This is a genomic window from Pseudomonas sp. stari2, assembly GCF_040760005.1.
In the GTDB taxonomy this organism is placed as follows: domain Bacteria; phylum Pseudomonadota; class Gammaproteobacteria; order Pseudomonadales; family Pseudomonadaceae; genus Aquipseudomonas.
Genome location: NZ_CP099760.1, coordinates 3,291,896 through 3,303,845 on the forward strand (window position 1 = coordinate 3,291,896; position 11,950 = coordinate 3,303,845).

Here is an 11,950-nt window from a genome sequence, read left to right on the forward strand (position 1 = left end):
GTCAGGATGCCTCGAAAACGTGGGCGGCCCCGAGTATCGACAGTTGCACCGCGCTGCCCGCCGGTGGCGCGTGCATTCCGGTACTGCGCACCAGTAGCGAACGGCCGGCTTCTTCATTGATGCTGGCGCGCAGTTCAACCGTCAGGGTGCAGGTATTGCCACCGAAGTCGCGTTCGGTGACGACAGCATTGCAGCCCCGTTGATCGGCAGGCGCATCGGACAGCTGAAGCTGTTCCGGGCGCAGCATGATCTGCGCCGGCCCGGAGAAACCGTTGCTGTTCACCGCGATCCGTCCAAGATCGCAATGGGCCCAGCCGGCCGCGATTCGCGCCGGCATGACCACCGCTTCGCCGAGAAAACGTGCGGTCTGCTCGTCGTCCGGATAACGGTAGAGGTCCATCGGATGCCCCGATTGCACGAGTCGTCCGTCACGCATGACCGCCAGTTGATCGGCAAACGACAGCGCTTCGCTTTGGTCGTGGGTGACCAGAATTGTGGTCACGCCGGCCTCTTCGAGCAGGCGGGCGACCATTTTGCGCATGGCGCCGCGCAGGCCGGTGTCGAGGGCGGAAAAGGGTTCATCCAGCAGCATCAGGCGTGGTTGTTGGGCCAGTGCCCGGGCGAGCGACACCCGTTGCTGCTGGCCGCCGGACAATTCATGAGGCCAGCGTGCGGCCATGCTGGCGTTCAGGGCCACGCTGTCCATCAACGCCTGAATGCGTTCAGTTCGAGCGCTGCCGGTTTCGCTCAGTCCGAAACCGATGTTGTCCGCCACGGTCATGTGTGGAAATAGCGCGCCATCCTGCGGAACATAGCCGATCTGCCGCTGGTAGGCGGGCACGGCGTGGGTGCTGTCGACCAGCGTCTGGCCGTTGAGCATCAGGCTGCCGGCGTCGGGAAACTCGAATCCGGCGATCATCCGCAGTAGCGTGGTCTTGCCGGAGCCAGACGGGCCGACGATCACGGTGCGACTGCCGGTCGGGACGGACAGGTTGATGGTGTCCAGCGCGGTTTGCGCGCCGAAGGATTTGCTGAGATTGATGATGTCGAGAGCGTTCATCGGCCGGCACTGCGCCTGGATTGGTGATAGAGGATGGCCGTGAGCGGCAGCGAAAGCACTACCATCAACAGCGCGTAAGGCGCTGCGGCGGCGTAGTCGATTTCGCTGGTCATGGCCCAGAAACCGGTGGCCAGGGTGCGCGTGCCGTTGGGCGCGAGCAACAGGGTTGCGGTCAATTCATTGGTGATCGCCAGGAACACCAACGCGGCACCTGCCGCTGCACCCGGCGCGGCCAGGCGCAGAGTGATCAGCCACAAGGCGCGCAGGGGTGAACGGCCGAGGCTTTGCGCGATATTTTCCAGTTCCACCGGCGCCTGGGCGAAACCGGCACGCAGGCTGACCAGCGCCCGCGGCAGGAACATCAAAAGGTACGCCAGCAGAACGGTGATGGTGGTCTGATAGATCGGACGGGCGAAGTGGATCGTTACGGTGACCAGCGCCAGTGCCACGACAATCCCCGGCAGCGAGCTGGTGATGTAGTTGCAGCCTTCCAGCACACGTTGCAGCTTGCCGGGGGCGCGAATCGACAGCCAGGCAATCGGAATCGCCGCCAGACTGGTCAACACTGCACCGGCCACGCCGAACGACAGGGTCTGAAGCAACGCTGGCAACAACTCTTCGCCTTGCCAGACTTCCGCGCCGCCGGCGATCAGCCATTTGCCTAGAGTCAGCATCGGGACGCCGAGAGCCAGCAGGCAGGTCAGAACTTGCAGGCACAGGCCCAGCGCGGCGGTGCCACGTTTGAGGCGCACGGTCCGCTGTTCGCGGGCGCTGCCGGAACCGACCCGGGCATAACGCGCGTGGCCACGAGCGGCGGATTCCACGGTCAGCATCGCCAGACAGCACAGCGCCAGAACACTGGCGAGCATGTTGGCTGCCGGGCCATTAAAGGTGGATTTGAACTGATCGAAAATGGCCGTGGTAAAGGTGTCGAAGCGGATCATCGCGTACAGGCCATATTCGGCCAGCAAGTGCAGGCCCACCAACAGCGCACCGCCACAGATCGCCAGGCGCAATTGCGGCAAGACTACCCGGAAGAACACGGCCCACGGTTTCAGTCCGAGGGATTCGGCCACGTCTTCAATTGCCGGGTCGAGGCGACGTAACGTCGCCGCAATCGGCAAATAAAGAAACGGAAAGTAAGCGATCACAGACACCAACACACCGGCCGGCAGTCCATTGATCGACGGAACCAGACTGACCCATGCATAGCTGTGCACGAACGCAGGCACGGCCAGCGGTGCAACCGCAAGCACTGACCACAATCTCCGGCCGGGCAGGTCGGTGCGTTCGGTCAGCCAAGCGAGGGTCATGCCAAGCACAATGCAGATTGGCAGGGTGATCAATACCAGCAATACGGTGTTGATCAGCAGTTCGGCCACCCGAGGGCGGAAGATCAAGGCTTCGATGGTCGCCCAACCGGTGTACCACGACACGCCGATGACAAAGCCGATCGGCAGTAACGACAGCAGTGATACACCGATCGCTAGCACGACCACCCAAGGGCTCCCGCGCCCATTGAGGGCGCGGGGTCTGCGTGAAAGGTTGGCGGAGGGCGCCGCAGCGATCCCCGCCGGCAGAGTTTCTGGCATCAATTAAAGCAGTCCCGCCTGAGTCATCAGTTCAACGGCTTTCTTGCTGTCGAGCTTCGATGCGTCGACTTTTGGCGCGTCCAGATCCTTCAACGGCACCAGTTTCGGGTTGGAAGCCGAGTCCTTGCCCACGGCGTACTCAAAGGAGTTGCCGGTGCGCAGCACTTCCTGGCCTTGTTTGCCGGTGATGTACTGGAGGAATTTCTGTGCTTCTTCCTGGTGTTTGCTGGACTTCAGCACGCCACCACCGGAGATGCTCACGAACGCGCCCGGATCCTGATGCTTGAAGTAGTGCAGGGCGGTGTTCTTGCTGTTTTCGCCGGTCTTGGACTGATCGACGAAGTAGTAATAGTGATAGATCACGCCGCTGTCGATCTGCCCGGCATTGACCGCTTTGAGCACGGAGCTGTTGCCACGGTAGGCGGTGAAGTTGGCTTTCATGCCCTTGAGCCACTCAAGGGTGGCAGCTTCGCCTTTCTGTTCCAGTACGGCGGCGACGATGGCCTGGAAGTCCGCACCGGCAGGGGATGCGGCCCAGCGGCCTTTCCAGGCTGGGGAGGCGAGGTCCGTCAGGGATTTTGGCAGGTCTTTTTCCGCCAGTTTAGCCGGGTTGTAGACGAATACGGTGGAGCGAGCGGCGATGCCGACCCATTGGCCGTGCGCCGGACGATAGGCTGCGCCCACTTGTTCAAGGGTCGCCGGAGCGACTGGGGCGAACAGCTTGGCATTGTCCACCAGCACCATGGCCGGGGAGTTTTCCGTCAGGAACACGTCGGCCGGAGAGGAAGCACCTTCCTGCACGATCTGGTTGCCCATTTCAGTGTCGTCGCCGTTACGGATCGTGACCGGGATCCCGGTTTCTTCGGTGAAGCCGGCGACCCACGCCTTGGTCAGGGTTTCATGCTGGGCGTTGTAGACCACGATACCAACCGAGTCGGCGGCAAACACCTGGCCGGCAGCGAGCAGCGCCGTCGCCAGAGCAGCGTGCTTCAGAAAGGACGGGATGGATGAACTCATGACGGGGCAGCTCCTGTTTTTTAGACGTTATGGGCAACAGATCGCAGGGTTTTCAATGCGAATGATTTGCATATGTTGGCTGGCTGGCAATGTAGAGAGGCAAATGAGAAAAAAACGTCAAACAAACCGTTAATACATGTCATTGTCATTCAGGTTAGCAGTCACTTGGCGGGGACGCCGGGCGAACCCGGCGTTGTCTTTCAGGAGCCTTGGGGCAGGTAGGCGACGCTTTGATCCTCGCGGCCATGGAACACTTGTTCGCCGCGGGTCGGGGTGGTCGTGATGACTTGATGGTCTTGACCGAGCCTGGAGAGCGGCACGGGATCGCCGGTGCGGTACTGGGCGACGAAGATCGTACGCTTCGGATCCCAGTGCTTGCCGCTGGTGCGTTCCAGCCATTCGAACATCGCGGCAGCATCGCCGTCGCGAGGGAAATCACGGGTTTCCGGCACGTAGTAGAACGGTTCGCCGCCGGTCTGCAGGTACATCGGGACCTTGTTGTCCACCTCGACCATGACGAAGTGCCATTGACTCAACGGCGCGCGCTGGCTGGCTTGCAGGCGCACAGTCTCGCCGAAGCGGATCGCGCCGCCACCGCTGTTGGTCCAGGGATAGAGCACGCCGAGAATCCCCAGCAGCAAGACCGTGGTCACGGCAAAACCGATTTTCAGGCCGCGCCCGCCAAACGGACTCTCGGCATTGCGCGCAGCCATGCGCCGGGTGATCCACCAGGCCCCGAGCAGTTGCGCGAACGGCACCAGTGGCAGCACGTAGTAACTGCGTCGGCTGCCGCTGGCGGTGAAGAACAGCATCAACAACCCGAGGCCCTGGATCAGCCAGCGGGTGTCCGGTTCGATGTGTTTCCAGTTTCGCGCGGCAACCCACAAGGCGATGATCCAGCACGGCGCCCAGGGCAGGGTGTAGACCGGCAGGTACAACAAATAGGTGTAGATCGGGCCGATGTTGTCGAACGGCTGGAAAAACCGCACGACGTTTTCCCGCAACACCAGTCCCAGCCCGCTTTCCCCGTAGTTCGGCGCGCCGTAGAGGTGGGACAGCAGGAACGGCGTCATGTAGAACGCGCCGGCAATCACCAGCGCCGCGAGCAGGCGCAGATTCAGATGACGTTTCCAGCGGCTTTCATTCAGCAGGTGCGGCAGCAGCACCAGCCCGGGCAGGATGAAGCCGATCAGGCCTTTGAACAACGAGGTCAGGGACAGCAGAACGCAGAACACCAGATAGCGCGAAAACCGCGTGTCGTCCGGCCCGCGCCAGTACCACCAGACCGCTGCCAGCACGCCGCAGACCGTCAGGATGTCGGCCGTGGCGACCCGCGCCCAGAACACGAAATAGAAGGTGGTCGCCAGCATCCAGCCGGCGATCAGCCCCGTGCCTTTGCGAAACAACTGCTCGCCCAGCAGATACACCAGCCAGACACTGAGCCACGCGGACACCACCGAAGACAGGCGCAGCGACCAGTGATCCAGACTGCCGGTCAACCAGGCGGTCGCGGTGATCAGCCAGTACGACAAAAGCGGCTTGTCGTAGTAGGGATCACCCTTGAGGTACGGGTCGAAGTAATCGCCGCTTTGCATCATCTGCAACGCGATGTTGGCCCAGCGGGTTTCCGCGCCCCACAATTCGCGGCTGCCCAGCCCGAGCAGCAACATCAGGGCGCTGGCCGCCAGCAGGAGCAGCAGGGCGCCCCGGTCGTTATTGCGCAAGGTCATGGCTGGCGCTGCGGGAAGATGAAGATCTGCAGATTGCCGCGACGATAATGCTTGCCATCTACCGGCAGCAATTCGACTTCCTGCTCTTCCTGCGTACTGTTGACCCGCAAGACCACACCGACCGCGCCTTTCTTCCGCGCTTCGGTCATCCACTGGCCGACGCCGTCCATAGTGACTTTACGTGCTTCCATGGCCGGGTCTTCGAGGCCGTACTTCAGTTCACCGATGGTGTTGAACAGATCCACTTGCGGGCGCTTCAAGCGCCACGCCAGTGCCGAGGCTGCGCCGAGGTCGTTGCTCAGCAGCGAAGCGGTTTCACTCAATTCCTGTTGATGTTCGGCAATGAACTGGTCGGGCATCTTGCTGTTGACGATCTGCCCCGGCATGGCCGCCGGCAGCAACGCCACGAGCAGGCCGATACCCAGCGCCGGCATGGCCCACAGCGTCAGCGGACGCAGCACTTGCAAGGCGTTGGCGATGATCCAGCCCACCAGCACGATATAGGCCAGCGACAGGTTGAACATCTCTGTGTTTTCGTAGATCTCCTTGGTTGCCTGCAGATAAAGCAGCGCCACCAGCGCCGCAGTAGCGATGACGGTGTTGATCACGCCGTTCAGGCGCAGGACACGGCCACTGTTCTGATCCAGCCAGTTGACCACGGTCTGCCCCATCAACAGGGCGATTGGCAGCAGGCACGGCATGATGTAGGTCGGCAGCTTGCCGCTGCTCAGGCTGAAAAAGGCCAGTGGCAGCAGGAACCACAACGCAAGGTAGGCGGTTTTAGGATCACGCTTTTCACGCCAGGTGCGCAGGAGCGTCGAAGGCAGCAGCACAGCCCACGGCAGGGTGGAGGCAAACAGCAACGGCAGGTAGAACCACCATGGGCGAGCATGTTGCGCGGCATCGCCGGCGGCAAAACGACGGATGTGTTCGTGCCAAAAGAAGAACCGCCAGAAATCGGGTTCCCGGTAATGAACAGCCAACACCCACGGCAGGCTGATCAGCACACAAACCACCACGGCAACCAGTCCGTAACGCACCAGTTCGCCGAAACGGCGTTGCCAGATCATGTAGGGCAGGGCGATCAGCACCGGCAACAATAACGCCAGGAATCCTTTGGTCATCAGGCCCATGCCGCACGCGACACCGAGCAGCGCCCAGCCTCCCAGACGGGTGCGAGGGGTCTGGCTGTCGATGGCAAACCACACGGCGACCATGCTCAGGTTGACCCACAAGGTGAACTGCGGATCGAGGTTGGCGTAGCCGGCCTGGCCGGCAATCAGCCCAAAGCTCATATAAAGCAGGGCGCTGGCGACGCTGATGCGCGGGTTGTTCCACAGCCGGCGGGCTATCAGGTACGTCAGCCAGACGCTGACACCGGTACTCAGGGCTGAAGCGATACGCACGCCGAACAGGTTTTCACCGAAGATCGCCTGGCCGATCGCAATCATCCAGTAACCGGCGATCGGTTTTTCGAAATAGCGGATCCCCATGAAATGCGGCGCGACCCAGTTGCCGCTGAGCAGCATTTCCTGGCTGATCTGGCCGTAGCGGGTTTCATCGGGGATCCACAGACCGTGAGTCATCAACGGCAACAGGTAAAACACGACGAAAGCCAGAATCAGGCCGGGGATGGCCAAGCGTTCGAAAGTCGTGGTGGGGGAGGAATGACGGGCAGCGTGTCGCAGCGGGTTGTTTTCAGACGTCATGACAAAGCCTTGGTGCCAAACGAAGTTCTTGTGTCGATGGCCTGCCCGGCGTGTTCCTGAGCGGGCGGATCATCGTGTTGAATGAATGCAGGTGTGCGATCGGGGGACGGGCGTTTCCTGTATCCAGAGAGCTGCCGTACCTCCAGGCCGGAGTTCTCGCACTATAGCCAAGCTTAAAAAAAACCGTTGTCCAGTAAATCGGGGGGCAGATACATCTTTCATTACAAATTAATGAACCCCGTCCCTGGTTAGTTAAAAAGTGCAAACTTGCCGGTCCGCCCCAACTAAAGCATTAATGACTATTGAGTTGTGACCATGCATCGGCATTCATGATGCCCAACACTTTAAGTTGGCCCTTGTCATCGATGCGTGCAAACAGGGTACTGCCATATTCGGCGGCGACCGCGTGAGGAAAACCGGTCTGCTTTTCGAAATCACTGATGCATCCGCTGTGGGTGACCAGCACCAGATTTCGCTTGGCAACCTTGTGCGCCACCACGTCGTTGCGCAGAGAAGAACCGCAGGATTCGAGCCAGGTCTGGGTCGTGGCGTCCTGACCGAACATGGCGCGCGCGGTCTGCACGGTACGGGTCAACGGGCTGGTGAACACCTGCGCCTGCTTCATGCCCAGCCCCACGAAGCCTTTGCCTACAAGCGCTGCAGAGTCGTTGCCGGCCTGGGTGATGCCGTCGGCCGGGCCCAGGCAGAGGTTGACGGAGCGGTCGCAACGTTCGGCATGACGCACCAGCGCTACTACTTCACCAGCCTGCCAGGCCTGGGTCCAGTCAGCCCGGGCGGCCTTGCCGGCATGGCCCAGATCAACGGGCGAGCGGGTCACCCAGACGAAGCCGCTGACCAGCCCGATAGCGACCACTACACCGATGCCGGTCAACAGTTTTCCAAGTCGCAAAGTACGGCGTTGTTTAAATGTCGCTGTTAATTGCATCTGTCGCTCCACGGCATGCCCCTTGACGTCGCAGGCGAGTTGGGCCGGCGATTTAACCAACTTTTATAGTTATGTACTTGAATAATGGCTGAACATTACGTTCGTGCACGTCGGGGGGCGGTGAAGAACATGTGAAAATTTCGCGAGAGTCGATAAAGCACAACTAATCCAGTGTTTGATAACCAGACTCAAATACCCTTTTTTTTGGGGTCAGTCTTAACAAATGTTTATGTTTGCGGTGAAGCTGCGCAGGTTCGGTCAATATCGCGGTGCTCGCCTGTTTTTGACCGTGAAGTCTGAATTCAGCAGTGGAGTCCTTGACCCGAATGGATCTCAAGCAAAGCCTGACGAAACGGATCGTCATCGTGTTCGCTTTGATGAGCGCTCTCGTCGCCGGGGTGTTTGCGCTGGGCATCGTTGCCGCTGTGCATGTGGTCGAACACAAACTGGCCACCAGCACCCTGAGTGGCGGTCTGCATCGCTTGCTGGCGATGGATGACATCAATCGCTGGAGTCATCAGCCGGAAAAGAGTGAACTGTTTTTCTTTGAAGGCGGGCCCGGGCCCATGGCACTGATTCCGTCACTGGCTGCGCTGTCACCCGGCTTCCAGGAAATCATGTTCAACGGCGACGATTTTTTTGCGATGGTCGAGGTGGTCGGCGGGCGCAAATACGTGCTGCTGCGTGATCAGGAAAGCCTTGAGCAACGCGAGCGGTTGCTGTTCATCGTGGTCACGGTCGGTTTTCTCCTGAGCATCCTGCTGGCGATCATGCTTGGCCGATTGCTGGCTCGACGGGTAATGGCACCGGTTATTCGACTGGCACGCCAGGTTCGCCACCGCGATCAACTGTTGGTGCTGGCGCCCCCGCTGCACCCGGATTATGCGGCGGATGAAGTGGGGGAGCTGGCGTTGTCGTTCGATCAGACGCTGGGTCGTTTGCGCGAAACCCTGAGCCGCGAAAAACTGTTCACCAGCGATGTCAGCCATGAACTGCGCACGCCGTTGATGGTGCTGGGCGGCGCCTGCGAATTGTTGCTCGCCAATCCGTCGCTGGATCCCCGTTCGACCGCACAGGTCAATCGCATCGCCCGGGCCAGCCATGAGATGCGCCAACTGGTGGATACCTTCTTGATGCTGGCTCGCGCAGAGGATGATGTCGGAAATGATATTTGCGTCACGCTCAAGGAAGTCGCTGATGCACAGTGCGAGATCTGGGGCCGGCTGATTCGTGAAAAGGGACTGGAGTTTTTCTACGAGGTGGAGCAGCCCTGTATGGAGCGTTTCAACCTGACGTTCCTGCAATCGGTGATGGGTAACCTGCTGCGCAATGCCTGGCATTACACCGATCAAGGGTTCGTCCGGCTGACCCTGACAGGCAACGGTTTTGTGGTGGAAGACAGCGGCATCGGCATTCCGGAGGAACAACGTCAGGCGGTGTTCCAGCCGTTCGTGCGCGGCGATGAGGGCCGTGGTGAAGGCCTTGGCCTGGGGTTGTCGCTGGTGCAGCGGATCTGCAAGCGCCAGCACTGGCGGGTGCAATTGAGCAGCGGCCAGTCCAGCGGCAGCCGCTTCAGCGTTGAATTGAAACCGGCGACTCAGGACGGCGGGCAGCTGCGCGCATTGCCGGCGGCCTGATGGATCAGCGCCGCGAGACGTTTGACGTTGTTCTGCTGAGCGTTCACCAAATCGTCGATGCTCGATCCGGATGGCGTCTGCAGAATCGAGCGGCAGGTGAGCAGACCGCTATCGCCCGCATCCGCCGGACGCAGGCGCCATTTCACGTCCATCAATCCGTATTGCCCGGGAACCGAATCAAAACGCTGCACATCGATGCGCACCGATGTTTTGCGCGGGACTCCAGCGTTGCTCAACTGATCCACCAGTGCGCTGCGCAGCTCATCGCTGAGGCTGGCAGCCCACCACTGGGTTTCCAGAATCGCCAGGCCGCTGTTGCCCTGGCGGATGACGATTTGCGGGCGGTCGACCTGGGGCGGCACGCTGATGCTTTCAATCGCGATGTCCTGTCCGGATCGGCCAGGCATCGGCTGTGCCGGGGTCAAGGTGTGGAAGCTGATCGGGTCGCTGCGACAGGCACCCAGCAACAGGCATGCGGCGAGCACGGTGAACTTCAGCGGTAAGGCCATGGCAAAGCTCCTGTGCTCAATTGCGCGGCGGTCCCTTGAGATCGAGTGGCGCAGCGTTGTCGGGGCGACCGCGAATCAGCGATTCCGGATGGCGTCCGAGGTAATCCGACAGCTCACGCAGCGAACGCGACATGCGCCCGAGTTCGTCGAGCGTCTGGGTGAGCTTTTCTCGCTGCGGCGAATCTTCGGCCAACGTCGAATTTGCCGATTGCAGGGTCTTGCTCACGTCCGCCAAAGTGTTCTGAACAGCGGGCAGAGTCTTGGCATTGAACTGGGTCAGGCTTTTGCGCAGTTCAACGAGATTGCCGTCGAGATTGCCGGCAATGCGTTCCACCGGCAGTTTGTTGAGCTTGTCGACCATGGCCTCGAGTTTTTCCTGCAACTGTTCGAGGCTGCCGGGAATGGTCGGAATGACGATCGGACGCGCCGTCGGATCAAACGCGACTTTCTCGGCTTTCGGGAAAAAATCCAGAGCGATATACAGCTGACCGGTCAGCAGATTGCCGCTGCGGGCCTGGGCCCGCAGACCGTTGTCGATGAAGGTGCCGATCAGACGCACGGCGGCGGCTTCGTCTTCCGGGTTGTGGTTGAGCACCTTGAGCATCTTCTCGTGGGCCCGTCCCAGACGTTGCGGGTAGATCACAATTCCGACGTTGACCGGGAAGCTGCGTTTCTTCTCGTCGTAGTCCAGGTTGATGCTCACCACACGGCCGATTTCCATGCCGAGGAATTCGACCGGCGCATCGACCTTGAGGCCGCGCATGGCCTGATCGAAACGCAGGCTCAGGTACTGCGGTTTGCCGGCGGGCGGGGCGAGGGCGGTCTGCTGGTCGTCGAACAGGTCGAAGGATTTTTCATCCGCTGCCGCCACATCGTTGGGGCTGTAATCCGGCGCGCGGAAGGCAATGCCACCGACCAGCAGGGTCGAGAGCGATTCGGTCTTCACCGCAAAACCATTGGCGCCGACGTTCACGTCTATACCGCTGGCGTTCCAGAACCGGGTGTTCTCGGTGACGAAGGCATCGTTCGGCGCGTGGATGAACACTTCGATATTCACCCCTTTGCCATCGGGATCCAGTGCATAGGCCACGACCTGGCCGACCGGGATCTTGCGGTAGTAGACCGGGGAACCGATATCCAGCGAACCCAGGTCCGAGGCGTGCAGGTTGAAACGCCTGCCCGGTTCGCCGTAGGTAATGGGGGGCGGATTTTCCAGGCCTTTGAAGTACCTGGCGCGATCTTTCGATTGGCCGATATCGGCACCAATGTAGTCGCCAGAAAGCAGCGTATCGATACCCGACACGCCGCCGGCACCGATTCGCGGCCGGACTACCCAGAACTTCGAATCTTCGCGGGTAAAGGTTTCGGCCTGCTTGGCCAGCTTGATCGTGGCGTTGACGCTCTTCTGGTCGTCGCTCAGTTCGACATCCGAGACCTGGCCGACCACCACGTTGCGGTATTTGACTTCGGTCTTGTTGGCCGTCAGACCGCTGCCGGTCTTGAAGGTAACGACGATCGTCGGGCCTTCCTGCATCAGGTTGTGCACCACCAGCGAAATGCCCACCAGCACGGCAACAATCGGCACAATCCATACCAGCGAAATGTTGAAGCGCCGGGTCTTGATCGGTGCCTGGCCGGGTGCTCGCGGTTGATCGGCGGCTGACGACTCCATCCATGACCTCCAGAGTGTGTTGGGCACTGAGCGTCAGGAACGCAAAAGCACTTCATCAATATAGAAGTGCTTTGCGAT

At 60.6% G+C, this 11,950-nt stretch carries 9 protein-coding genes; 1 reads left to right on the forward strand and 8 read right to left on the reverse strand.

The features are described from left to right. Position 1: 1 nt before the first annotated feature. The 6 genes from NH234_RS14845 to NH234_RS14870 all read right to left on the reverse strand — a co-directional run bounded on the left by NH234_RS14845 (position 2) and on the right by NH234_RS14870 (position 8,054). Positions 2–1,060, reverse strand: coding sequence for an ABC transporter ATP-binding protein (locus tag NH234_RS14845; protein ID WP_367253210.1), 1,059 nt, complete (start codon positions 1,058–1,060; stop codon positions 2–4). Beyond that, positions 1,057–2,652, reverse strand: a complete 1,596-nt coding sequence (locus NH234_RS14850; protein ID WP_367253211.1) for an ABC transporter permease — start codon at positions 2,650–2,652, stop codon at positions 1,057–1,059. Before NH234_RS14850 ends, NH234_RS14845 begins: the two co-directional genes overlap by 4 nt. Positions 2,653–2,655: 3 nt before the next feature. Then, positions 2,656–3,669, reverse strand: coding sequence for an iron ABC transporter substrate-binding protein (locus tag NH234_RS14855; protein WP_367253212.1), 1,014 nt, complete (start codon positions 3,667–3,669; stop codon positions 2,656–2,658). A 200-nt stretch (positions 3,670–3,869) separates the two neighbouring features. Next, entirely contained in the window at positions 3,870–5,399 is a 1,530-nt protein-coding gene (locus NH234_RS14860) for an ArnT family glycosyltransferase (RefSeq protein ID WP_367253213.1), read from the reverse strand. Beyond that, entirely contained in the window at positions 5,396–7,108 is a 1,713-nt protein-coding gene (gene arnT, locus NH234_RS14865) for a lipid IV(A) 4-amino-4-deoxy-L-arabinosyltransferase (RefSeq protein WP_085730875.1), read from the reverse strand. The genes NH234_RS14860 and arnT overlap by 4 nt, the downstream gene beginning before the upstream one ends. 292 nt (positions 7,109–7,400) lie before the next feature. Beyond that, positions 7,401–8,054, reverse strand: a complete 654-nt coding sequence (locus NH234_RS14870) for a histidine phosphatase family protein (protein ID WP_367253214.1) — start codon at positions 8,052–8,054, stop codon at positions 7,401–7,403. Between the two features lie 326 nt (positions 8,055–8,380). Here NH234_RS14870 and NH234_RS14875 point away from each other — a divergent pair, with 326 nt between their 5' ends. Beyond that, positions 8,381–9,691, forward strand: a complete 1,311-nt coding sequence (locus NH234_RS14875) for a sensor histidine kinase (RefSeq protein ID WP_367253215.1) — start codon at positions 8,381–8,383, stop codon at positions 9,689–9,691. On the opposite strand, the gene NH234_RS14880 is transcribed toward NH234_RS14875, so the two are convergent. Both NH234_RS14880 and NH234_RS14885 read right to left on the reverse strand, forming a co-directional pair. Further along, on the reverse strand, positions 9,652–10,200 hold the full coding sequence (locus NH234_RS14880; protein WP_085730878.1) for a membrane integrity-associated transporter subunit PqiC: 549 nt from the start codon (positions 10,198–10,200) through the stop codon (positions 9,652–9,654). The genes NH234_RS14875 and NH234_RS14880 overlap by 40 nt on opposite strands. A gap of 16 nt (positions 10,201–10,216) precedes the next feature. Next, positions 10,217–11,872 (reverse strand): intermembrane transport protein PqiB, encoded by a 1,656-nt coding sequence (locus NH234_RS14885; RefSeq protein ID WP_367253216.1) that lies wholly within the window; start codon positions 11,870–11,872, stop codon positions 10,217–10,219. Positions 11,873–11,950 lie beyond the last annotated feature (78 nt).

What these genes read in the sequence shown, in the direction of transcription:
- NH234_RS14860 (WP_367253213.1), bottom strand. Translation starts at nt 5,399, where the DNA reads ATGACCTTGCGCAATAACGACCGGGGCGCCCTGCTGCTCCTGCTGGCG.
- NH234_RS14855 (WP_367253212.1), bottom strand. Translation starts at nt 3,669, where the DNA reads ATGAGTTCATCCATCCCGTCCTTTCTGAAGCACGCTGCTCTGGCGACG.
- NH234_RS14845 (WP_367253210.1), bottom strand. Translation starts at nt 1,060, where the DNA reads ATGAACGCTCTCGACATCATCAATCTCAGCAAATCCTTCGGCGCGCAA.
- NH234_RS14880 (WP_085730878.1), bottom strand. Translation starts at nt 10,200, where the DNA reads ATGGCCTTACCGCTGAAGTTCACCGTGCTCGCCGCATGCCTGTTGCTG.
- arnT (WP_085730875.1), bottom strand. Translation starts at nt 7,108, where the DNA reads ATGACGTCTGAAAACAACCCGCTGCGACACGCTGCCCGTCATTCCTCC.
- NH234_RS14870 (WP_367253214.1), bottom strand. Translation starts at nt 8,054, where the DNA reads ATGCAATTAACAGCGACATTTAAACAACGCCGTACTTTGCGACTTGGA.
- NH234_RS14885 (WP_367253216.1), bottom strand. Translation starts at nt 11,872, where the DNA reads ATGGAGTCGTCAGCCGCCGATCAACCGCGAGCACCCGGCCAGGCACCG.
- NH234_RS14850 (WP_367253211.1), bottom strand. Translation starts at nt 2,652, where the DNA reads ATGCCAGAAACTCTGCCGGCGGGGATCGCTGCGGCGCCCTCCGCCAAC.
- NH234_RS14875 (WP_367253215.1), top strand. Translation starts at nt 8,381, where the DNA reads ATGGATCTCAAGCAAAGCCTGACGAAACGGATCGTCATCGTGTTCGCT.